The sequence below is a fragment of the Halochromatium roseum genome, from assembly GCF_016653315.1.
Lineage (GTDB): Bacteria > Pseudomonadota > Gammaproteobacteria > Chromatiales > Chromatiaceae > Lamprobacter > Lamprobacter roseus.
In genome coordinates, this window is record NZ_NHSH01000082.1 from 1 (window position 1) to 23,494 (window position 23,494).

General features: G+C 61.2%; 19 protein-coding genes. 10 read left to right on the forward strand and 9 right to left on the reverse strand.

The genetic code is table 11. The features are described from left to right. The first annotated feature begins 365 nt into the window (after positions 1–365). Together CCR96_RS22745 and CCR96_RS25235 are read left to right on the forward strand one after the other, a co-directional pair. A complete protein-coding gene (locus CCR96_RS22745) occupies positions 366–3,653 on the forward strand; it encodes a choice-of-anchor O protein (protein WP_201224086.1) in 3,288 nt (1,095 codons plus the stop codon). 227 nt (positions 3,654–3,880) lie between these two features. Next, complete coding sequence (locus tag CCR96_RS25235; protein WP_274601180.1) at positions 3,881–4,015, forward strand: hypothetical protein; 135 nt, start codon at positions 3,881–3,883, stop codon at positions 4,013–4,015. Positions 4,016–4,117: 102 nt separating this feature from the next. Here the strand turns inward: CCR96_RS25235 and CCR96_RS22750 are convergent, their stop codons facing one another. Both CCR96_RS22750 and CCR96_RS22755 read right to left on the reverse strand, forming a co-directional pair. Continuing rightward, positions 4,118–5,734 carry an MFS transporter gene (locus tag CCR96_RS22750; protein WP_201224088.1) on the reverse strand — a complete coding sequence of 539 codons (1,617 nt, stop codon included), beginning with the start codon at positions 5,732–5,734 and terminating at the stop codon, positions 4,118–4,120. Positions 5,735–5,917: 183 nt separating this feature from the next. Beyond that, entirely contained in the window at positions 5,918–6,343 is a 426-nt protein-coding gene (locus CCR96_RS22755) for a hypothetical protein (protein ID WP_201224090.1), read from the reverse strand. 247 nt (positions 6,344–6,590) lie between these two features. Between CCR96_RS22755 and CCR96_RS22760 the strand changes: the two genes are divergently transcribed. Continuing rightward, the gene (locus CCR96_RS22760; RefSeq protein WP_201224092.1) at positions 6,591–7,874 is read left to right on the forward strand and encodes an AI-2E family transporter; all 1,284 of its coding nucleotides are present in this window, start codon (positions 6,591–6,593) and stop codon (positions 7,872–7,874) included. Positions 7,875–7,940: 66 nt separating this feature from the next. Here the strand turns inward: CCR96_RS22760 and CCR96_RS22765 are convergent, their stop codons facing one another. The 4 genes from CCR96_RS22765 to sufB form a co-directional block, all read right to left on the reverse strand. After that, positions 7,941–8,378 (reverse strand): SUF system Fe-S cluster assembly protein, encoded by a 438-nt coding sequence (locus CCR96_RS22765; protein ID WP_201224094.1) that lies wholly within the window; start codon positions 8,376–8,378, stop codon positions 7,941–7,943. Between the two features lie 38 nt (positions 8,379–8,416). Beyond that, positions 8,417–9,787: a Fe-S cluster assembly protein SufD gene (gene sufD, locus CCR96_RS22770; RefSeq protein WP_201224096.1), complete on the reverse strand. Its 1,371-nt coding sequence runs from the start codon at positions 9,785–9,787 to the stop codon at positions 8,417–8,419. Further along, entirely contained in the window at positions 9,784–10,536 is a 753-nt protein-coding gene (sufC, locus tag CCR96_RS22775) for a Fe-S cluster assembly ATPase SufC (protein ID WP_201224098.1), read from the reverse strand. The genes sufD and sufC overlap by 4 nt, the downstream gene beginning before the upstream one ends. 210 nt (positions 10,537–10,746) lie before the next feature. Beyond that, a complete protein-coding gene (gene sufB / locus CCR96_RS22780; RefSeq protein ID WP_201224100.1) occupies positions 10,747–12,231 on the reverse strand; it encodes a Fe-S cluster assembly protein SufB in 1,485 nt (494 codons plus the stop codon). 339 nt (positions 12,232–12,570) lie between these two features. Between sufB and CCR96_RS22785 the strand changes: the two genes are divergently transcribed. From CCR96_RS22785 to CCR96_RS22795, 3 genes are all read left to right on the forward strand, one after another. Next, positions 12,571–13,635: a Fe(3+) ABC transporter substrate-binding protein gene (locus tag CCR96_RS22785; protein WP_201224185.1), complete on the forward strand. Its 1,065-nt coding sequence runs from the start codon at positions 12,571–12,573 to the stop codon at positions 13,633–13,635. 319 nt (positions 13,636–13,954) lie between these two features. Beyond that, positions 13,955–15,634 carry an ABC transporter permease gene (locus CCR96_RS22790; RefSeq protein WP_201224108.1) on the forward strand — a complete coding sequence of 560 codons (1,680 nt, stop codon included), beginning with the start codon at positions 13,955–13,957 and terminating at the stop codon, positions 15,632–15,634. A 166-nt stretch (positions 15,635–15,800) separates the two neighbouring features. Continuing rightward, positions 15,801–16,886 (forward strand): ABC transporter ATP-binding protein, encoded by a 1,086-nt coding sequence (locus CCR96_RS22795; protein WP_242519313.1) that lies wholly within the window; start codon positions 15,801–15,803, stop codon positions 16,884–16,886. 425 nt (positions 16,887–17,311) lie between these two features. Here the strand turns inward: CCR96_RS22795 and CCR96_RS22800 are convergent, their stop codons facing one another. Further along, complete coding sequence (locus CCR96_RS22800; protein ID WP_201224110.1) at positions 17,312–17,959, reverse strand: L,D-transpeptidase; 648 nt, start codon at positions 17,957–17,959, stop codon at positions 17,312–17,314. A 128-nt stretch (positions 17,960–18,087) separates the two neighbouring features. Between CCR96_RS22800 and CCR96_RS22805 the strand changes: the two genes are divergently transcribed. Further along, on the forward strand, positions 18,088–18,480 hold the full coding sequence (locus CCR96_RS22805; protein ID WP_242519314.1) for a nitrous oxide-stimulated promoter family protein: 393 nt from the start codon (positions 18,088–18,090) through the stop codon (positions 18,478–18,480). Positions 18,481–18,606: 126 nt separating this feature from the next. On the opposite strand, the gene CCR96_RS22810 is transcribed toward CCR96_RS22805, so the two are convergent. Beyond that, positions 18,607–19,185, reverse strand: a complete 579-nt coding sequence (locus CCR96_RS22810) for an NnrU family protein (protein ID WP_201224112.1) — start codon at positions 19,183–19,185, stop codon at positions 18,607–18,609. Positions 19,186–19,508: 323 nt separating this feature from the next. Here CCR96_RS22810 and CCR96_RS22815 point away from each other — a divergent pair, with 323 nt between their 5' ends. Beyond that, the gene (locus CCR96_RS22815) at positions 19,509–20,555 is read left to right on the forward strand and encodes a M14 family metallopeptidase (RefSeq protein WP_201224114.1); all 1,047 of its coding nucleotides are present in this window, start codon (positions 19,509–19,511) and stop codon (positions 20,553–20,555) included. 8 nt (positions 20,556–20,563) lie between these two features. Here the strand turns inward: CCR96_RS22815 and CCR96_RS22820 are convergent, their stop codons facing one another. Then, the gene (locus tag CCR96_RS22820; RefSeq protein WP_201224190.1) at positions 20,564–21,109 is read right to left on the reverse strand and encodes an NUDIX hydrolase; all 546 of its coding nucleotides are present in this window, start codon (positions 21,107–21,109) and stop codon (positions 20,564–20,566) included. A 310-nt stretch (positions 21,110–21,419) separates the two neighbouring features. Here CCR96_RS22820 and phoB point away from each other — a divergent pair, with 310 nt between their 5' ends. Together phoB and phoR are read left to right on the forward strand one after the other, a co-directional pair. Next, positions 21,420–22,100 carry a phosphate regulon transcriptional regulator PhoB gene (phoB, locus tag CCR96_RS22825; protein ID WP_201224116.1) on the forward strand — a complete coding sequence of 227 codons (681 nt, stop codon included), beginning with the start codon at positions 21,420–21,422 and terminating at the stop codon, positions 22,098–22,100. Positions 22,101–22,113: 13 nt separating this feature from the next. Further along, positions 22,114–23,469 carry a phosphate regulon sensor histidine kinase PhoR gene (gene phoR, locus CCR96_RS22830; RefSeq protein ID WP_201224118.1) on the forward strand — a complete coding sequence of 452 codons (1,356 nt, stop codon included), beginning with the start codon at positions 22,114–22,116 and terminating at the stop codon, positions 23,467–23,469. Positions 23,470–23,494: the final 25 nt, after the last annotated feature.

Here is a 23,494-nt window from a genome sequence, read left to right on the forward strand (position 1 = left end):
TCCCTCTGTACCTCGGGTTCTTCGAATTCGTGCACAACGTCAGACAACGGGGACGAGCCTTGCTGGGGGCACTCCTCGAGACGTTATTACAGCCGGAAGCATGTCCTCAAAACCCACAATGAGCCTCGCTGGCACCCGAGAGCGGATTTAGCGCGGAATCAGGCAAAACCTGACGAGGCATAGGTGTTGCACACCTTCTCGAATCAGGTATTTCGCCAGCCGGAGTCATGAGACGAGCCGATCCTGCTGCGAACTCGCTGCACGTACGCTCACTCTTCCAATAACCCACCAGGGGGCGGAAGAGTATGCAATCGCAATCAAGCGCAGCATGGACTGTCACATGGGCAGCAAGTGGAATGTTTGCGTTGGGCGTCGCCTTCGCCGACGACGGCGCCTTGGTAAGAAAGAGCATGGCGCCGGCACCGGGTAATGCACCTTCGGTTCCCGCCGGCTATATCCCCGAGGCCGAGCATGCCTTCATCGACATGATGAAGTTTTATGTGCCAATGCAGGCAGCCGACGGCACGGTCGCGCCGATCGAGTACAACAATATCGACGACGTTTTAGTGGAGACGCGTGAAACCGCCAAGCCATTGGTCGGCGTCTACATCTACGGCCCGTCCGAGGGCGTCGAAGGCGTCGGCTTCGTCGGCCACGGCAAGCGCGAGGTCTACGGAGCGGTGAGCTTGGACGACGGTCTGACTTACAAGGTGACCAATCTCTCCGAGTCTGCGGACCTGACTTCAAGCAATGTGATACGCGACGATGTACCGCTATTCGCAAATACCGAGTACGCCTATCCGGGCGACGTCATCAATGTCTTCCAAGCCACCGCCGGCAACAAGACACTCGCTGTCTGGCCGAGCCGCTATTGCAGCGGGGGTTCGCCGAACTATTCCCTGCCCAGCAATCCGACTAAGCTTCTCGCCGTCGCCAACTCTATGGGGATCGACCTCGGCATGGACCCCATCAACCCCACGAAACCTTCGCCTGATGATCTGTACCTCATCGACATGTTCGGCGTTGGCGGCCAGCAGAGTTCCGTGGATTACAGTAAAGACAAGTTCGAGCAGAATCAGGCGGTCGGTGTCGTCCCATTCGCCTGTCTCTGGACGGCTCGCGGCGTGCTCGTCCAGGGCGATGATCCGCGCACGGGGGCGAACGAGCAGAGCTACATGCGCTGGTTCAAAGCTGAGCGCCTCACCTCCGGCAGGCGCGACGTGAACCGCGTCGAGGCCAAGTGCGTGGCCGGCGCCGGCTGCGCCATCACCTGGCAGGAGGATCCGGAAGGCCTGCGCGGCGGACAGGGCGAGGGCCCAGGCGAAGGCTGGAGCGGCGCCGTCGCCAATAGTCAGACCGATGTCTGGTATGCCTACCTGAATTGGGAGCACTTCGATTTGGTCGAAGACCCAACTGATGATACGGGAGGGGCCATTATCCCGTTAGCAGAGTACGAGAACCTGACCGCAGGAGAAACGACCATCACTCAAAAGCCCCAAGTCGGCATCCCTTTCTCGATGCCTATGCGGATCACCGACAACGCCCGCTGCAATGTCACCAACCCGCAGCCGTACTGCAACGGCTCGGCGATCTACGACGAGCAGGTCGGCGGTCTGAATCCACTCGACTACGGCATGGTGGACATGTGTGCCGACACGGTGCAGATTCCGACAGGTCGGCAGGGCAGGCTATCCGACATCTGCGTCACCGAGTACGGCCTACCCCTCGTGGGCAACATCGCAGCAACCCGCCCGCGTCTCGGCCTGTTCGGCTATGACAGCGACAAAGACGACATTGTCGACAGCGCCTTCGTGGTATTCGAGGCCGAAGAGTCCAAAGGCCTCGGTGCTTTCGGCTTTGATTCAGAGACCAGCGACACATGCGACCCCGAGGAAAGCGACACCTGCATCGCCTTCGACGAGGGCAAGAACCTCTGGTACTACAGCTTCAACATGGAACTGACCGGCGACAATGACGGCAACTTCAGCAGCAAGTTAGATCTCGACAGCCTGCTCGCCAACCTGGGCGGCCACGGCAACCAGCTAAACCAGCCGGAAGTGGACTGGACCAGGGGTGAGTTCTATCCGGTCGCCAATACGGCCAGCTTCTGGGACTTCGGCGACTACAACTACGAGATATGGAACACTGAGATCGCCCGTCGCGGCAGCTTGCTCGATCAGGATAGCGGCTTGCTAGCACAGGATATCGATAAGGCCCTCAAGTCCAAATCCCGCCTCGTGGCCTTGCCCTCCTGGAAACAGGGCATCATGAATCAAGGTGGCCCAGCCGACGTCATGGCACGCCGAATCCTGTTCAAGGTCAAAAACTGGAAGCCAAAAGACGGCAACCCCTACGCCTTTCGCAACATGGACTGCAACGAGTGGAAGTACGGCCGCGGCAAGCAAAACGGCAAGCCGGAGAACGCCTATTACCCGGACGGCCTGTGCATGGACTCGGCCATCAACCTGTCGGGCTTCATCCCGGACACCTGCACAGACTCACAAGGCGAGCCTGACAACAGGGTCGCCTGCCCGAACGTGAACTGGGAAGGCAGCACCACCTTCGGCAAAAGCGACACAAATCCGGTGTTACAGGGAGCCGACGTCGATGCCAACACCACCAAGGTCTTGACCTGGCACCAGTGCCCAGCCGAGTTCAGCACAGTGAGCGGGGCCACCTTGGACTGCTCGACCGACGGTAGAGAAGACCCAAACGACAATAAAGGCGCTATCGGTACCTTGGCCGACCAGTCCTGGTACAACCCCCTCGACGTCGCAAAAGGTCATCGCGGCTTCCTCGATGGCGACTTCGTGATGCTGCTGTACGCTTGGTCGCCCAACTGGCGGCTCAATGCTGTAGGCAACGACCGGTATGAGCTTTACATTCGACGCTCCTTCGACGGCGGTGCGACTTGGACCACCCTGCCCGCCAACTACAAACACTGGGACAATGACCAGTACGACGGTGCTGGTACGGTCACTTGCGAAACCTTCCGCTCCGCCGACACCGGTAGCGGCGACATCGTCGAGCCACGGGTCTGCAACCAGTACGAACCCGGTGCCTCAGAACAGGCACGCAACGTGACCCAGCTGAAGTCGATGGCCACCACGACCCTAGATCCAAGATATGCACCGACAATGCAGACCATCACGGCCGATCCCTTCGGCGTGGGTATCCGCGATCCTGAGGGCGAAGACCTTCGCGACCCCTCGCGCTTCTTCATCGTCTACGAGACCGGTGATAACACCACCACCGCGTTAGGAGAGCCAGAGCCACTGGATCTGTTCTATAGCCGGGCAGTGGCATTCGGTGACGACTATCAGGTCTGGGCCGAGGAGACCGACCTTAACGTCTGCTACCCGAGCGATCCACATGAAGTGACAGACGTGCCGCCGGAACTCATCAGCAGCGGCTTCTGCAACGAGTTCGACCAGGTCGACGAGGGCCGTCCCGGCGTGGAGGGGAGCGAGGCCAGCCTCGAGGCGAATCCAAGCGGCGAGTTCATGTATGGCGTGTGGGCGCAGCTCGACGTGGAAGCCGATACTGAGGAGTCGGACCCGGTGGCGCGCCGAGTGTGGTGGATCGACGACTTCATCTCCGACACCAACGCCTGGACGCTGCCTGGAACAGCACAAGGGACTGGCGAGGACTGATCTGAGCGTTTGACCAGCGTCTTCGGATGCAAGCGCGGCGGCGGGTCGCCCTAATCCACCGCCGCTCCAACCGAGCAAGAGATCAATCGAGCCGTTGCATGCGGTCTCCATATCATCCGAAGGATAGACTCCGAAGAACATCTTTCTCTTCACCCTGCGGGTGCGTCACAAAAGCCCCCGAATCCGACTACCGAGCGCTGGTTGCAGCCGAAGGCCCGGAAGGCCCGATGGTCGTCAGCACCTTCGGCGAGCGGGTGCATGTGGAGTGGAACGCCGATGCGGCGCTCACTCCACTCGGGCAGCTGCCATTTTTTGCCGAGATCCTCAGCGTCGCCGAGCTATACCCTGACCGCGCTAATTGAGAGAACTAGTTTTATCGTCTTTTAATCTGCGCACATTTGCGTCATCAAAGGTTTACAGGTAAAGCACCTGCTCGCTCGGTACGGAACGGATCGGTTCCTGCTTCAGGCGCTGCGGAGCCTCGATAAGCGAACGAACATGATCGCGGCAAAAGGCAGCACAAGCCCGAGCGCCATCACCGTCCACAGCAGCCAGCCCAACTCCGAGTAGTCGGCTGGCACCGTCACTGCGCCATCGACCCGAACCTCGCGCGTCACCACATAGATCTGATTCAGATACTTGGTTCCGAGCTGGCCCGCCGAGAGCGCCAAATTGGTGAACGAGGCCATCACCGCGAAAAAGGTCGCCTTCAGGTGCGCCGGGGCGGAGTTGGCGATCCAGGCCAGCATCGGGATCATCGCGACCTGACCGAGCGGCGACTCCAGCGCGGTGTCGATCAGCGCGATGAAGCGAGCGTCAACGATCCCTGCCGTGTGCGCCGCAGTCCATTCGTGGAAGCCGTAGTAGAGGGCCAGGTTCGGCAGCGAGAGCAAGGTGCTGAGGATGGTGAGCAAGGCGATGATAGAGACGATGGAGTGATCGGCCATGAAGCGGCGGAAGATGAACATGGCGGTCAGCGCCATGCTACTGCCGACCAGGGACAGCACCGAGATGAACTGCTGATCGAAACCGAGGTCATCGATCATCCACCAGGTGTTGCCGGCCCCCGGGCTGGGAACGGCGCGGAAGACAAAGATGATGATCGCGGTGCCGAGCAGCACCCGCCCGGCCTCGGGCGTGAGTTCCCGAAGCAGCCGCCAGATGAGGAAACTGATGATCCCAAGCGAGCCGATAAACACGATCTCTTTGTTGTTCGGGACATCACCAAGCCCGACCGCCAGTGTAAAGAGCACAAACACCAGGCTGCCGCCGAGGATCCAAAGATTAGGCTTGGTCGGTTCGGCGCCGCCATGGACGAGCCGCGCTGCGGCCTCGGTTGCACCAAGCGCCCGAAGCCGGTTCAGTTCGCGCCGCTTGAGCAGGCTGCCGAGGACGACCCCAGAGACGGAAACGACGGGGATCAGCAGCGCCAGCGCGTAGATATCGATGTAGGTCGCCAGCTGTGCGGCCTGGTCCATGGCGCCGACATCGCGGAACAGCCACACGTTCAGCAAGGCCACCGCGACGCCGCCACCGATGATGGCGACTCGCCCCAGCGTCTGCATTGTGGTGTGCATCAAGCGACGCTGCTCGGCATCGATGGGCTGGCCCTGCTCGTCCAAGGTCGGCACAGCCTCGACCGTCATCGCGTCTGCGACCACGTCCTGAACGACATAGCCCAAGGGTGCTAATAGCACGCTGAGGACGAACCAGCTCTCGATCGGCATCAGCGTGGCCATCGCGTCTGGTCGACTCAGCAGAGCCAACATCATCAGCAGGCTCGCCGCAATCAAACTGGCACCCAGATAGACGAGAATCGCCTTCCAGCGCCAGATCAGGTCGACCAGGTGACCGAGGGGCATCTTCAAAGACCAAGGCAGCATCGCCCAAAAACCGAGCGCGGCCAGAAACTCGGCGGACAGGCCGAGATAATCTTTGACGAAGAAGGTGCCGACGATGGCCGTGAGCCCCTGAATACCGGCAGCGGCATAGATCATCAGCGGAGGCAGATAGGACAGCCGAAGCTGCCGCCCCAGATCGAGTACGATCCGATCGAACCAATTGCTGCTAATTGTCTGCATCCGGCAAAGATGCGGAAAGCTAAGTCAAATCGCAATAGGCGAGGCGATCAGGCCGAGCGACACGCCTGCATCGGGACCCACGGGCTGAGCCTCTCAGGTGATTAGGGTCCCGAAAGGTTGCGAACTCTCCGATCGAGGTTCCAAAATGCTGCCAGCCGGCCTGTTGCCATGGCCGCTCGGGCGTTAGTTGCCCCCCACTTGCACGCCATGGTCTGACAACCATTGCACATCAAGCTCCCAATCGACGCGATCGACGCCCGGCTGCGCGAGCACCAGCCCTTGGGTGCGTTTCTGATGATCGATCAGGCCCTGCTGCGCCGCGATCATCTTCGGGTCATCTTGCGCCAACCCGGCGAGTTCAGGATGGATCACCTCGAGAAAGCGAATCGCCGGAACCTGAAAGTTTCGCGGGGTTGAGATGACCGCGACGCCATTCTCGAAGCGCTTGACGCGGAATTGGTAGGGATAGTCGGCGAGCTCGGGGTCGGCATCGAGGACATCATTGATCTCCCACACCTGCGGTTGCCAGCTCGAGTTGATCCACCAGGCAAGCAGAGCGACCACGACGACGCCCAAAACAATGCTGTAATTGCGAGTAAACTTGTCCATCGATTGTTAAACCTATTTGATGCTGTGAGCTAATTGATGCTGTTCGCTGAAGTCGGCAACGGTTCTCAATCCACCTTGCCCGCCAGTTCGCTGGTCAGTCTGGCCAGCTCGTGACGCAGATCCTCTCAGGGCCGCACGCTGCTCAGTGCTGAGCCCCCAAGACCGCTGCTCATCGAATGACCTAGCATGGTCTCGCGAACAGGAATCGTTCTCCATGAAAATAGTCAAGTATTCTTAGGACCACCCAATGAAGCAGGAAACGATCAACAAAGGCGTATTGTTGGCCCTGGTCGCAGTGATCTCGCTGCTGTTCCTGACCATGATCCAGCAATTTCTGGTGGCGATCTTCATGGCCGCAGTCTTCGCGGCGATGACGCATCCGATCTATACGCGGCTGACGCACTGGTTCGGCGGTCGGCGATACCTGGCCTCGCTGATCAGTCTGCTATTGCTGCTGGTCGTGGTGCTGATACCGATCGTGATCTTGACGCTGGTCTTCATTGGCCAGGCCGTCAACGTCAGCCAATCACTCACGCCGATCGTGGTGAACTTTCTCAAAGAGCCGGCGAGCTTCCAAGAAGTGCTTGAGAAGATCCCCTTCTACGAGCAAATGATCCCGTATGAGGATCAGGTGACCACCCAGATTGCCGGCGCGGTCGAGGCGCTCGGCAAGCTCCTGGTCAGCCAGATCTCAACCATCGCACTTGGGACGGTGCAGTTTCTGTTCGTCACCATCGTTTTTTTCTACACCCTGTTCTTCTTCCTGATCGATGGCAGCAAGGTCGTCAACGCGATCCTGTATTACCTGCCGCTGCAGGATCGTGACGAACGCCTGATGCTGCACAAGTTCACCTCGGTGACCCAGGCGATGGTGGTCGGGACCTTGCTCATCGGCATCCTGCAGGGTGCGCTGGCAGGCATCGCGTTTGCGATCGCGGGGGTGCCGAATGCGGTCTTTTGGGGGACGGTGATGGCGGTGCTGTCGATCATCCCGGGGATCGGCTCAGCACTGGTCTGGGTTCCCGCCTCAATCGTCTTGATCGCTCAAGGCTCGTTTGGTGCAGGCATCGGACTGATCCTGTTCTGCGTCCTGGTGGTGGGCAGCATCGACAATCTGCTACGTCCTGTGCTGGTCGGAAAGCACACTGACATGCACGAGCTGATGATCTTCTTCGGCACCCTCGGCGGCCTGTTCATGTTCGGCATGGCTGGACTCTTGATTGGCCCGCTTATCGCCTCGCTCTTCATCACCATCTGGGAGATCTATGGCGAGGCCTTCAAAGACAGCCTGCCGGCCGTGCATATCCCGCCCGATGTGGCGCAGGAACCACGATCGGACCAAACGCCAGCGCAGCAGCCAGCAGCCATGGCGAAGCAGCCTCCGCTCTCACGCGAGCCCTCCAACAACGACCACAAGAGCAACTCTGGCAACTCCGGTGACAATGGGAACAGTAGCGACGCTGACTCCAGCGATAGCCAGGAGTCCGCCAACGCATCCGATGAAGTTGCCACAGAGCGCAAATTATCGTAGGTAACGGCTCATCAATTTCTGCTCCATTCGAGCCGCAATCAAGCGCGGCACCTCACCATTCACCACTCAGAACATCCCGAGGCTGAGCTTGGCCTCGTCAGACATGGTGTCTGGACTCCATGGCGGGTCCCAAACCAGTTCCACGGCAACTTCCCCAACTCCCTCGACCGTCTTCACGGCGTCCTTCACCATCACCGGCATCAGCCCAGCCACCGGGCAGGCAGGCGCGGTGAGGGTCATGTCGACATCGACATCGCCGTTATGGGCGATGTCGATCTTGTAGATCAAGCCCAGGTCGTAGATGTTGACCGGGATCTCGGGATCATGGACCTGGCGTAGTGCGGCAATGATCGGCTCTCGCAGCGACTCGGGATCATCAAGGGCCTGGGCTGCCTCAGCCACCGCGTTGTCGCCTGCAGCAGCCTCGGCTGCCACCAGGTCGTCCCGATCAACCATTCCATGATCGTCGGAGCCGAAGCCGGCGAATCTCGCTAACCTGTTCATCAGAGCGTTACCTCGACTGCAAAAGACTATATCTGCGCTTAATCCAGCGGCGCCCGTTCGAGCCGCTCGCCAACCTGCTCGGTCACGTAGTCGCGCAACGCCTCGGGACCGAGGGCTTCGATGATCTCCCCAGCGAAACCGAGGCAGAGCATGCGCCTTGCGAGCGATGCCGAGATGCCCCGCGAGCGCAGGTAGAACAGCATCTCGGGCTCGATCTGGCCGACCGTCGTGCCATGACTACACTTGACATCGTCGGCATAGATCTCGAGCTGTGGCTTGGTATCAACCTCAGCATTCGCCGACAGGATCAGGTTGCGATTCGACATCGCGGCATCGGTCTTTTGCGCATCACGCGCCACATAGACCAGGCCGTCGAAGACCGCCCTGCCCTTGCCATAGAGAATGCCCTTGAAGCGCTCGCGGCTGCTGCAATTCGGCAGACCATGGCGGACGTCCATGTGGTAGTCGATCAACTGCTTATCACCGGCTAGGTAGAGCCCCTGCAGATCGCACTCGGCGTGCTCGCCACTGAAGCGGGTGACCAGATCCGTGCGCGCCCAAGTGCCACCGAGGCCAATATTGACGCCAGCATAGTGGCTATTGGCATCCTGGCTCAGGTAGAGCCCGGTAATATGAAAGGCATTCGGGCTCTCCTGCTGCACCCGCGCATGCTTCAGCAGGGCATCGCGGCCGAGTGACAGCTCAAGGACGGAATTGGTGCAGTACAGCGCGTCACCAAGGCTCACGTAGCGCTCGATGACCTGTGCCTGGGCACCGTCGCCGAGACTGATCAGGTGTCTGGGCTGAGCCACCCGTGGCTCCTCCATCCCAACCGACAGGTGAATGACCTCAATCGGCCGCTCAAGCAGCGCGCCCCGCTCGAGCAACAAGACCAGACCGTCCTGCATCGCGGCGGTATTCAGCGAGGCGAAGAGGTGGCTGCCCTCGCCCGCAATCCGTGTCAGAACACCTTGGAGTGCGTCAGGGTCAGACTCGATCATGCGCTGCAAGCTACCAACGCGCACGCCCCGCGGCAGCGTCCCGAGATCAGACAGCGCCTCGGAGTAGCGCCCATTCACCAGCACGGCACGATGGGCATCAAGCCCCGGCACGAGGATCTCTTCGATGTCATCCGGCGTCAGCGCTGTCAAGGATTCGTCAACCTGGACGAAGCCCTGATCGATCAACGAGCGCAGCCCGGTGTAGCGCCAACTCTCGGACTTGCCGGTTGGAACCGCCTGGGCGCGCACACGCTCTGCGGCCTGCTGACGCTCAGCGGCGAGCCAGTCCTGCGCGGTGCCGGAGCTGGTGGCGTCGACTGCGGCACCGCCACTGAGGCCCTGAAGCCAGCCCGCAAAGGCCTCCGCGGCCTCGGTCTGCTGTCGACTGCTATTCGCTGCTGCGCTCATGCTGCCTCCCCATCAACGATCCAGCCGTAGCCTTTCTCCTCGAGCTCGAGCGCCAGCTCCTTGCCGCCGGAGCGGATGATCTGGCCCTTGGCGAGTACATGGACATAGTCAGGCTCAATGTAATCGAGCAGACGCTGATAATGGGTGACGACGATCATCGAGCGCTCTGGGCTGCGCAGCGCGTTGACGCCGTCGGCGACGATGCGTAAGGCATCGATATCGAGGCCCGAGTCGGTCTCGTCCAAGATCGCCAGCTTTGGCTCGAGCATGGCCATCTGGAAGATCTCGTTACGCTTCTTCTCGCCGCCGGAGAAGCCGAAATTGACCGGACGCTTGAGCAGACTGTCGTCTAGGTGCAGCACCTTCAGCTTCTCCTTCATCAAGCGCATGAAGGAGACCGCGTCGAGTTCGTCCTCGCCGCGCGATTTGCGGATCGCATTCAACGCCGCCTTGAGGAAGTACATGTTATTGACACCGGGCAGTTCAACCGGGTACTGAAACGCCAGGAACAGGCCCAGGCGAGCACGTTCTTCGGGATCAAGCTCGAACAGGTCAGTGCCGTCGAGCTTGGCGCTACCGGCGGTCACCTCATAGCCTTCGCGACCCGAGAGGACATGCGCAAAGGTGCTCTTGCCCGAGCCATTCGGCCCCATGATCGCATGAACCTCGCCAGGCCCGACCTCGAGGTCGAGGCCACGCAGAATCTCTTTGTCACCGACAGTCGCCTTCAGGCCCTTCACAGATAACATGCTGATGCTCCTAAGTCATGGTGGGCGCAGCGGCGAACGTTTTCGCACTCACTCACGCCCTCGTGTTCTTTACTTGGCCTTTACTCGGCCTTGATGGGATCGATCTTGGTTGCCGGCGCTTGGGGCAGCCCAATGCCCTGCGGTTATAGGCATGCGCAGAGGGTCATGCCACAGCTAACGCCGGGTAACTAAATGCCCGCGGGTCCGTCATCAGCCAACTGCGCCTTCGAGACTGATGCTGAGCAGCTTCTGGGCCTCGACCGCAAACTCCATGGGCAGCTCATTGAAGACCTCTTTGCAGAAGCCGTTGACGATCATCGAGACCGCGTCCTCTTCTGAAAGCCCACGCGAGCGGCAATAGAATAGTTGGTCGTCGCTGATCTTCGAGGTCGTCGCCTCATGCTCCATCTTCGCGCTGGAGTTCTTGACTTCGATGTACGGAAAGGTGTGCGCACTCGATTTATCCCCGATCAGCAGGGAATCGCACTGCGTATGGTTACGAGCCCCTTCAGCGCGCGCGGCGATGCGAACCAGCCCACGGTAGGCCTGCTGGCCATGCTGCGCGCTAATGCCCTTGCTGACGATGGTCGAGCTGGTGTTCTTGCCCAGGTGGATCATCTTGGTGCCGGTATCGGCCTGCTGCCGGCCCTTGGTTACCGCCACCGAGTAGAACTCGCCGACTGAATCGTCGCCACGCAGGATGCAGCTCGGATATTTCCAGGTGATGGCCGAGCCGGTCTCGACCTGGGTCCAGCTGATCTTCGATCGGTGGCCACGGCAGTCGCCGCGCTTGGTGACGAAGTTGTAGATCCCACCCTTGCCATCCTCGTCGCCCGGATACCAGTTCTGTACCGTCGAATACTTGATCTCGGCGTCATCAAGGGCGATCAGCTCAACCACGGCCGCGTGCAGCTGATTCTCGTCGCGCTGCGGTGCGGTACAGCCTTCAAGGTAGCTGACATAGCTGCCCTCGTCAGCGACGATCAGCGTGCGCTCGAATTGCCCCGTATTCGCCGTGTTGATGCGGAAGTAGGTGCTCAGCTCCATCGGGCAGCGGGTGTTCTTCGGCACATAGACGAAAGTGCCATCGGTGAACACCGCTGAGTTGAGCCCGGTGTAGAAGTTATCGGTCGGCGGCACCACGGTGCCGAGGTATTTCTGCACCAGCTCGGGATACTCTTGTACCGCCTCCGAGATGGAGCAGAAGATGACGCCGGCCTCGTGCAACTTCTCGCGGAAGGTGGTCGCCACCGAGACGCTATCGAACACCGCATCGACGGCGATGCCAGCGAGCGCCTTTTGCTCTTCGATCGGGATACCGAGCTTCTGGTAGGTCTCCAACAGGATGGGATCGACCTCGTCGAGACTCTTGGGACCCTCCTTTTTCTTCGGTGCCGAGAAGTAAGAGATCGCCTGGTAGTCGATCGGTGGGTAGTGCACCGCGGCCCAGGTTGGGGTCGGCATATCGAGCCACTTACGATAGGCCGCCAGGCGCCACTCGGTCATCCACTCGGGCTCGCCCTTGCGCGCCGAGATCGCCCGAACCACGCCCTCGTCAAGGCCGGGTGGCAGAGTGTCAGACTCGATCTCGGTGACAAATCCGTGCTCATAGCCGGCGTTGACGAGATCGTCGTACTGGCCGACGGTGTCGGCCTTGCTCTCGGCCGTAATGGCCTCTGCTGGGATAGCACTCATGGGTGTCCGCTCCGATACCTGAGTAGTTTACTAGGTTATAGTACGACGACAATGCAGGGTTTCAAGACCCTTGGCCATCGTTTTGTTGAAATCTGGCCGCGCGAAACGGGCTGCTCGGCCGCAGAGATCATTACGAGGGACGGTACTTTCAAGCATCAGCGTACATTCATTCGCCTCGGCAACTTAATCGCAATTATTCTCATCCCTCTTGCTATCTCTGCTCGGTGCACACAAACTAGGCTCTGGCGTCCCGACCTTCGGGCCAACGCCACTGACTACGATCACAGTATTTTCGATCCCACCACTTGGCGATCCCACCACTTGGAGCCTGTTCGACCTATGATACCGATCCGTTCTCGCACCCACCTGCTGTCCTTGCGTGCATCGTTCGCCGCGATTTGCCTAGCGATCGCCATTACGCCAGCGCTTGCCGCTGCCGACGACGAAGTCAATCTCTACTCAGCACGCAAGGAAGCCTTGATCAAACCCCTCCTTGAGCGCTTCACCGAGGAGACCGGGATCACCGTCAACCTGGTCACGGGCAAGGCTGACGCCCTCCTTCAGCGCCTGAAGAACGAAGGCCCAAACAGCCCCGCCGACATCTTGCTGACCGTCGACGCCGGCAACCTCCACCGCGCCAAGGCAGGCGGGCTCACGCAGTCCTTTAGCTCCGAGGTGGTCGAGGCCGCCGTGCCCGCGACCTACCGCGACCCGAACGGTCATTGGACCGGACTCTCGCTGCGCGCGCGCCCCATCATGTACGTGAAGGGCAAGGTCGAGCCGTCTGAACTCTCGACTTACGAGGCGCTGGCCGATGAACAGTGGAAAGGCCGCATCTGCATCCGCTCATCGAGTAACGTCTACAACCAGTCGTTGGTGGCCTCGATCATCGCCGCCGACGGCACCGAGGCCGCACAAGCCTGGGCCGAGGCGATTGTCGCTAACATGGCGCGGCCACCCAAAGGCGGAGATCGTGACCAAATCAAGGCGGCCGCCGCGGGTCAATGCGATATCGCAATCGCCAACACCTACTACCTGGCCGGGATGTTGAAGTCCGACGACCCAGGCGAGAAGGAGCCCGCCGAAAAGGTCGCCGTCTTCTGGCCCAATCAGCCTGGCGCCGGTGACGGCCGCGGCACCCATGTTAATGTCAGTGGCGCGGCCCTCACCGCCGCGGCGAGCAACAAAGACGCTGCGGTCAAGCTGATCGAATACCTCGTCAGCCCTGAATCCCAGGCCTGGTACGCCGAGGTCAATGGCGAATACCCGGTCCGCGAGGGGGTCGAGATCAGCCCCGTGCTCGCCGAATGGGGGAGCTTTGAGGCCGACGATCTCGACCTGATCGAGCTCGGCGAACTCAACGGCGCGGCGCTCATGCTGATGGATCGCGCTGGCTGGAAGTAGCCACCCTCTGCCGAAAAGCGTCCTTTCGATAGCCATGCGCCACCCTTGCGTTACCCGTCTCACGCTCTGTGTAACCCGTCACGGGTCGCTTGGGCTGGCGCCGGTCGAATGAGACCCCGCCTCGTACTCATGGCGCGGCGCCACCCCGGAAAACGAATCACGTGAGATTCACATCAGCCTGAGATTCACGTCAAAAAGCGTCTGCCCTAAGCGAAGGCTGATGCCTCAAGCATCGATCCGGCTTATGATGGAGCACCCTCCCGACCGGGTCGGGAACTCGCCATTCGCCCTCGCTTCAGCCTGCTTCCGCTCCGCCTCCATGACTGCCTCTCTGTCCGCCCACCCCGGGCGCCTCGCCTTCATGACCCGTGCTCGGCTCCGCCCTTGGCCCGGCTTGGTGGTGCTGGTGGCCATGCTGCTGGCGCTTCCCATCTTGGTCGTCGTCGGCTTCGTCTTCGTGCCAGCCGGCGAGGTTTGGCGGCACCTAGTCGACACCGTGTTGGTCGACTACGTCTCGAATTCACTGCTACTCATGCTCGGCGTCAGCGTCGGCACCGTTATCGGCGGCGTTGGCACCGCCTGGCTGACGAGCATGTGCCGGTTCCCTGGCCGTGGTCTGTTCGAGTGGGCGCTGCTGCTGCCGATGGCGATGCCGGCCTATATCATCGCCTACACCTACACCGGCATGCTCGACTTCGCTGGCCCGGTGCAGACCCTGATCCGCGATCTGACTGGCTGGGGTTGGGGCGATTATTGGTTTCCGCAGATTCGCTCGTTGCCCGGCGCTGCGGTGATGCTGTCGCTGGTCCTCTATCCGTACGTCTATTTGTTGTCGCGGGCTGCGTTCTTGAGTCAGTCACTCTGCGTGCTCGATGTCAGCCGCACCCTCGGCAATGGCCCTTGGCGGACCTTTTTCACAGTCGCGCTGCCGCTGGCCCGGCCGGCCATCGTCGCCGGCCTCTCGCTGGCGTTGATGGAGACGCTCGCGGACTATGGCACGGTCGAATATTTTGGCGTCTCGACCTTCACCACTGGCATCTTCCGCACCTGGTTCGGTCTCGGCAATCCGGCCGCCGCTGCCCAGCTCTCCGCGCTCCTGCTCGGCTTCGTCTTCGCGCTGATCCTGCTTGAGCAGACCTCTCGCGGGCAGGCGCGTTACCACGACACCGGCCAGCGCCGGCAATCCATCCGACGGCTCGAGCTGACCGGGTGGCGCGCTCTCGCCGCCTTCGGCTTTTGCATGGCGCCGCTCAGCCTTGGCTTTCTGCTGCCCGCTGGCCAGCTGACGGTTTGGTCGATCACCGTCGTCGATCAGCGCCTGGATGCTGAATTCGCCCGTCTCGCCCTCAACAGTCTCGGGCTCGCCGCCGGGGCTGCCCTGCTCGCGCTCGCGCTCGCGCTGCTGCTCGGCTACGGCCGCCGCCTGCTGCCGACACGGCTGGTCCGCGCTGCGGTGCGCACGGCCGGGATGGGCTACGCGGTGCCTGGCACCGTAATCGCGGTCGGCGTCATGATCCCCTTCGCTTGGGTCGACAACAGCGTCGATAGCTGGATGCGAGCGACCTTCGGTGTCTCCACCGGCCTGTTGCTGAGCGGGTCGTTGGTGGCGCTGATCTTTGCCTATCTGGTTCGCTTCCTGGCCGTCTCGTTGCAAACAGTTGAGTCCGGATTGGCAAAGATCCGCCCCTCAATGGATGAGGCTGGGCGCTCAATGGGTCTGCGGCCGGCTCAGGTGCTGCGCCACATCCACATGCCGATGCTCCAAGGCAGCCTGCTCACGGCGCTGCTGTTAGTCTTCGTCGATGTACTGAAAGAGTTACCGGCGACGCTGATCCTGCGCCCGTTCAATTTCAATACCCTGGCGGTCCGCGCCTATGAGCTGGCCTCCGATGAGCGCCTGGCCGACTCCGGTCCGGCGGCACTGACCATCGTCGTCGCCGGGCTGATCCCGGTTATCATCCTGAGCCGCTCAATCACCCGCTCGCGTGCCAGTGTTTGAGCCACCAATCCTTGCCGCCAATTCGATCGGTGCCGATCCTGAGCCACCTGTTCGACCCCCATCTTGGCCCAGCCGTCTTAGCCCAGTCATGAGTGATCGTCGCAGAACTTGACCCCAGATGCCCTCACTAGCAGCAAATCACACAGGCGCCGCGCAACTTCCAGAAATGACAGAGCGCATGCAGCCGAGCCCACCCGTTCGCTTAGCGGTTCGCGAGGTGGATATCGCTTACGGCGAGACCACCGTCGTGCGCAACGTCAGCTTTGTGCTCGAGACCGGCACCATCGGCTGCCTCCTCGGCCCCAGCGGTTGCGGCAAGACCACGCTGTTGCGCGCCATCGCCGGTTTCGAGCCGATCACCCAGGGCGAGATCCTGATCCGCGGCCAGCGCGTCGCACAGCCCGGTTGGATGCTGCCGCCTGAGCGCCGGCATATCGGCATGGTGTTCCAAGACTTCGCCCTGTTCCCGCACCTCTCGGTAGCACGCAATATCGGCTTTGGTCTACGCTCGATGAGCAGCCCACAACGCCGCGAGCGCGTCAGCGAGTTGCTGGAGCTGGTTGGTCTGAGTCAAGCCGCAGACCTGTTCCCACATGAACTCTCAGGCGGCATGCAGCAGCGAGTCGCGCTTGCGCGAGCCATGGCCCCTCGCCCCGACATCCTGCTTCTCGATGAGCCCTTCTCGAGCATGGACGCCGAACTGCGCGAGCAGTTGGCCCGCGAGGTGCGGGCGATGCTGAAACGCGAAGGGGTGACCGCCATTCTGGTGACCCACGATCAGCTCGAGGCCTTCGCCATGGCGGACATGATCGGGGTGCTGAATGCAGGGACCGTGCACCAATGGGGCACCGGTTTCGGGCTCTACCACGAGCCGGCCGATCGCTTTGTCGCCGACTTTATTGGTCAGGGCGCCCTGCTCCCGGCGCGGGTGCTCGATGCGCATCAGGTGCGTACCGAACTCGGCCGCATCAGCAGCGCGCAGCCCCATGGACTCGATACCGACATCGCCGCTGAGGTGCTGATTCGCCCGGATGACGTCCTGTACGACGAATCCAGCCCGCGCCGGGCGACCATCGTCGAGCGCGCATTCAGGGGCGCAGAGTTCCTCTACACTCTGCAACTCGATAGCGGCTCAGAGGTCCTCTGCTTGGTACCAAGCCATCATCGCCATGCGGTCGGAGAGCGCATCGGCATTCGCCTCGAGGCCGACCATCTGGTGGTCTTCGCCTGCCCCTGCGCTGGCTCGCAATGAGACCTGAGCCAATCCAGCCAACGCGGTTCAGTGGCTCAAGGTTGGTTGCCTGAAGGTCAAGGCCCTGGCGGTTAAGGCAGAGCACAAGGCACGGCGAGCAACGGCAGCAACCTCTCGGCTCAACCCTTGTTCAACCGTTGTGTTCATCTGATGCCGAATCCGCCGCCCTAGCGTCGTCTGGAGACGGCGCGGATTTGGGATCAGGCTTGCGCATGATGGCCGGTTGTGGGGCTGGGCCCTCGCCATCGCGAAAGAGCCAAACGAAACCCGCGATCATCGCGACGAAGGCGAGAACAAGAAAGACATTGGTCCAAAACATGATGGCATCCGGGCGATCAACACCTCAGTGGCGACCGCTTGCTGGGGTGAATGTTGGGGTGAATGTTAAAGTTTCGCGCAGTATAGACACAGACCTCGGTCAACGCTCAATCGGCGACAACGATGCGATCACCGACCCGCATCCTCGAGTAAACGAACCTCGCGTCCTCATGCCGCAAACGCACGCAGCCATGGGACTCGGGTTGGCCGGTCACGTAGCCTTCGTGCACAAAGTAAGGGCCGGTGAACTGCAGCGAATAGGGCATCGGCGTCGGCCGGTCGAAGAAATTCGTGTAGCTACCCGAGCGCTTGTTGATGTCCTTCGACTGCACAAGGTACTTGCCCCTGGGGGTTGGATGCTCTGGAGTCCCGGATGAGATCGGCCCGGTCCAAACCAGCTGATCATCCTCGAAGTAGTTGAAGCGCTGCTCCGCCAAACGGATGTCGAGCTGGCGCTTTTCGGCGCTGGCTAAGCTGGCCGGGTCTGGTGGAAGCGGATTGACGACCTGAGAGACAGGTGCTGAGGCCGACGCCGCAACAGCTGACTGCTGCTCACGTGCCCGCGCGCCCGCGGTGGACGCTTCCGCGCTGGCACTGAGATCGCCCTTGTCCAGTGCCGACCTGGGCACCGATTGGCTCGCCCCGCCATCAGCGCTGAGCCGTGGCACATCCGACGGCAGTGGGGGATAGGGCTGTGAGGCACAGCCCGCAAGCAGTAATAGCCAAACACAGGCCAGTATGACGACGTTGTACATCGGTGCAGAGATCTCGCGCAGGACTACCAGCAGGATTACCAAATGAGCTCGATTGTCAGTGACAGCGAGTGTCACAGTTAATTGACAATTATCAAACCGATTTGGTGCGGTTTTTCGATAATAACCGCATGCAGATGCCCGTCCAAGACCCAAGCACAGCGACCAAGCACAGCCCGCGCGCGCGCATGCGGCCGGCCAACAGTGGCCGTCGTATCCGACGCGAGAAGCGCACCATCACGGCGATGCTCAACCTCTATTGCCAGGATCATCATGCTGCTCGCGGCGTTTCGAGCCAACGCTGTGATGAGTGCGACGAACTCCTGCGCTATGCCCATCAGCGACTCGACAACTGCGTGTTTGGCGAGTTGAAGCAACCCTGCAATCAATGCACTGTGCACTGCTATAGCAAAAGCCTGCGCCCGCGTATCGTCGAGGTCATGCGCTACGCAGGGCCGCGCATGACCCTGCGCTATCCGCTCTTAAGCATCCTGCATCTGTGGGATAAGTTACGGGCGCGCTGAGCAATCGACGACTTTCTGATCCACAACTTTTAGCTGGCCGCTAGCTGGCCGCTAGCTGGCCGCCGGCCGCGGCGAATTGAAGACGCAAACCGACACCGCCCGCCCATCGACCGGTCAACCAATCGGTCAACCGATCGGTGCAACCCCAAACAGCGCTTTGTGCGCCCAGAGCAAGAACAGCACATAGAGCGCAAGGCCCGCAGCGAGCGCGATCCAGTCGTTGAACCGTCCATCAGGCGCTGCCGGCACCGGAACCGGCGCGCGATGTTTCAAGGAGATGCGATCTACCACGGCCCAGGCCAGGAAGCCGCCGAACAGCAGCAGGTCGGCCAGGGTGCCGTTGGCGAGCAGGTGAGCCAGGGCCCAGATCTTAGTGGCCAGCAGCATCGGGTGCTTGGTCGTCCGCTGGATACGGCCAGGAAGATAGGCGGCAAGCAGCAGCACGAACACCGGCACCATCAGCAGCAGCGTGATGTGCCGCATCCAAACCGGCGGCTGGTAGAGGACGATGGGATCAACCGCGATGCGCGCCTGCCCATACCCCATGACAATGAGATAAAGGCCGAGCAACGAGATCAGCCCATAGATGGCCTTCCAAGGCACCTCCCCCAATCGGCCAGCGGTTCGATTGCGCCAGTCGGCATCGATGATCGACACTGAGTGTACGCCGAGAAACAAGATCAGTCCGAGAATCAACCAGAGCATAATTAAAATCTCACATTAACAACGGTGTAGCGCTGCCGCTGAGCCCATGCCGGGCTCCAACCAGGGCTTTGGACCGCGCTGATCAAACCGACATCAGATGCCCAAGCGCGCGCGAAGAAAGAATCCCTGGTCGATGCTAGAGTATCGACCTGGAGGGGGCAGCCAGGGTGACGATGCCCGCCACGACTGAATCAAGGCGAATAACGTCCATAGCGCGTTACCACTCCGGATGATGAAGCGCTTGTTTCAGGGTAACGTCCAAAGCTCATCGCCACACCCGAACGATGAAACGCTTGTTTCACGGTAACAGGATCTGCCATCGCATGACAGAGACCCCAATCCTCTTGACCGAGTTAGACCGACTCCCAGAAGGGTTGGTCGAGCTTAACAGCGCCGAGCTGATCTCCCAACTCAAGGGGCCAACGCTGATCCATCTTGATGGCGAGCGCAAACCGCCTCTGTTCGTCTCAGTGCTGATGCACGGCAATGAGCCAGTCGGTTGGGACGCGGTGCGACTGATGCTGAGTCAATGCCTCGAGCGCCACGGCCAATTGCGCCTGCCGCGAGCGATGAGCCTGTTTATCGGCAATGTCCATGCCGCGGCAGCCAATGCACGACATTTGCCCGACCAGCCTGATTTCAACCGCGTCTGGCCGGGGACTGAGCAGCCGCCATCACCGACCCAACAGCTGATGGCCGAGGTGGTGGCGCGGATGGCGCAGCGCGGGATCTTCGCAAGCATTGACCTGCACAACAATACCGGCACCAATCCGCACTACGCCTGCGTCAACCGCATCGACAACCGATATCTGCATCTCGCGCGTTTGTTCTCACGCACGGTGGTCTATTTTGTTCGGCCGACCGGCGTGCAGTCCCAAGCCATGGCCAAACTCTGCCCTGCCGTCACCCTTGAATGTGGGCGAGTCGGTGACCGGCACGGTATTGAGCACGCCCGGGAGTTTATCGACGCCTGCCTGCACCTCTCAGAGCTGCCTGAGCACGCCCTACCGGTCCAAGATATCGACCTCTTTCACACCGTCGCCCGGGTGACGATCCCGGAGCAGATCAGCTTCGGCTTTCCTCCGCACCAGGCGCAACTGGTGCTCTCGCCAGAACTCGAGCGGTTCAACTTCCGCGAGCTACCCGCTGGAACTGCCTTTGCGCGCGTTCGAGAGGGTGGTCATCTCGAGGCTCGAGATGAGCATGGCCGCCTCGTCACCAACCGCTACTTCAGCACCGAGGAAGGCGAGCTGAAACTGCGCGAGCCGGCGATGCCGTCAATGCTCACCGCTGACGCGACAGTGATTCGCCAAGACTGCCTGTGCTATCTGATGGAGCGCTACGGCCAGCACTTACCGGCGCGGCACTGAGCCCAGGTTCACTCAACCACCACCGCCACCGGGCCGTCCATCGGCTGCTCGCTGCCGTGGCGGAGAAAGGCCGCTGCTCGATAGAGCCCGACCAGCGTCTTAGCGTCTGTGATGGTGCCGTTGAGACACCATTCGAGCACCTGATCGAGCGCGACCCAGTGCACCTCGATCACCTCATCAGCACCATGCCCGAGATCGACCTCGCTCAGGCCGCGCGCCAAGAAGAGATGGATCACCTCGGCAAACACGCCAGGCGAGCTATGCAAATGGCCGAGCGAATCCCAGGTCGCCGCCACCAGCCCCGCCTCCTCCGCCAGCTCACGCTCAGCGGTTGCGGCCGGGCCTTCGCCAGGGTCAAGCTTGCCGGCAGGGAGTTCCCACAACCAGCCCCCGGCGACGTATCGATATTGCCTGAGCAGGCAGACGCGACGCCGATCGTCGATCGCCACCGCAGCCGCACCGCCGGGGTGGCGGATGACTTCGAGATCGACACGACGACCATTCGGCAGGCGCACACGCTCGATACCGACGTCGATAATCTTGCCTTGGAACATCGGGCGTCGGATCACCTCGCCCACGTCATCGTTCGGATCGTCAGCGCTCAATATCTGAACCTAGAGGCAGAACAACCAAGATCACAGAATATTACCAGGCGACCACTTGAAGCAAAGGCCAAAGGCGACAGCGGGCGGCTAAATCGCGCAGAGCGCCCGTTTGCGCGCCTGACTTGACGCGCAAGACATCGAATTCGGGGCTGACCGCCGAGAGGCACTGAGATTTGCAGCCGACACGGTAACGCTACCGTCATCACGTGGACATAGAATGCGCCGCATCGATCGAAGTGAAAGCCGCGGGACACTGCTTATGCCAACCGTAATGATCGTCGACGACGAGCCCGATATCCGCGAGGTGATGCGCTTTGCGCTCGAGGAAGGCGGATTCCGGGTGCTCGAGGCCGGCCATGCCGATGATGCGCGCAAGCTACTCGCCGAAGGGCCTGACCTAGTGCTGCTCGATTGGATGCTGCCGGGACGCTCCGGACTCGAGCTCGCCGCGCAGCTCAAACAGAACCCCAAGTCGCGCAACATCCCGATTATCATGGTCAGCGCGCGCGGCGAGGAGGAGGACCGGGTCAAGGGCCTAGATACCGGCGCCGACGATTACATCACCAAGCCCTTCTCGCCGCGCGAGATGGTGGCACGGGTGAACGCGGTCTTGCGCCGCAGCAAGCCAGATGAGGTCAGTGATCAGACCGAGATCGGCGGCCTGATCATCGACAATATCAGTCATCGCGTCAGCGCCAACGGCATTGCGATCGATATCGCCCCAACCGAATATCGTCTGTTGCATTTCTTTATGACCCACGCCGACCGCGCCTTTAATCGCTCACAGCTGCTCGATCAGGTCTGGGGCGACCAGGTCTACGTCGAAGAACGCACAGTCGATGTCCATGTTCGCCGCCTGCGCAAGGCACTCGAGAAGACCGGCCATGAGCACCTGCTGCAAACCGTTCGCGGGGTCGGTTACCGGTTCTCGGACAAGTAAAGGCAACCGCGCAATGAGCAACGGTGCAAGGTACGAGCTTGGGCTCCTGTTCGCCGCCGGACTTGGCTCTGCCCTACTCATCGGTCTCGGCCTCGGCTGGGCGGAAGCGCTGCTCATCGCCCTCTGCCCGCTCCTCGCACGGCATGCCTGGAACCTGTTTCGACTGGCGCGCTTGATTCGACGCCAGCATCGCCTCGTCCCGCCTTTCCCAAGCGGCATCTGGGGCGACATCTATCGCGCCATTGGCCAATACCAGCAGCGCGGCCGCAAGGGCCGTAAGCGTCAGCTGCGCTTCTTTCGCCGCTTTCGCGAAGCGGCCAATTCGGTGCCTGACGCCTTAGTGGTCCTGGACAAGAACCGCCGTATCGAATGGGCCAACCCCGCGGCTCAGGTGTTGATGGACGTGCATTGGCCACGCGACGATGGCAGGGCCTTGTCTGAGGTCTTCGAGCACCCGGAGCTTTCCAGTTACATCGTCGCTGGCGAGTACGCCCGGCCGCTTGAGGTCGCACCCGCCCACAACCGCTCCGTCATGCTCAGCATCCGCGTCGCCCCCTTCGGCGAACGCAAAAAACAGCGTTTGGTAGTGGGTCGCGATATCACCAAGGTCTTCCATCTGAACCTGATCCGGCGTGACTTCGTCGCCAACGCCTCACACGAGCTGCGCACGCCGCTGACGGTGATCACCGGGTTCTTAGAGACTCTCGCCGATTCCGCCCAGACCCCTGTCGGTCATCGCCGGCCACTCAACCGGATGCAACATCAGGCCGAGCGTATGCGCAGCATCATCGAAGACCTGCTGACCCTGTCGCGGTTGGAGATGGACGAGCAGGCCTTGGAGGTTCATCCGGTCGATGTGCCCGAGGAGTTAGAGCAGATCGTCGCGGATGCCTCTGCGCTCAGCGGCGGCCGCCATCAGTTCCAGATCAAGATCGATCACGACCTGATGCTGCTCGGGAAGGATTCTGAGCTACGCAGCGCGTTCTCCAACATCCTGTTCAACGCGGTCAAGCACACCCCGCCCGGCAGCCACATCCGGCTGAGTTGGTCACGAACGGCGAGTGGTCCGGTGTTGACCGTGGCCGATAACGGCCCCGGGATCGCCCCGAAGCATATCCCACGGCTGACCGAACGCTTCTATCGGGTGGACAAGGCACGCTCGCGAGAGTCTGGCGGCACCGGGCTCGGACTCGCCATCGTCAAGCATGTCCTCAGCCGGCATCAAGCACGACTCGTGGTTGCCAGTGAGCTAGGCCAGGGAACCGAATTCAGCTGCCACTTCCCGTCAGAACATGCCCTGAGCGCGGCTCGGCTCAAGCACCATCGTCAGGCCAATCATCTCGCCACGGCAGCCCGAGCTGAGACCTAAGGCAGCGCTGAACCAGCCACCCTGG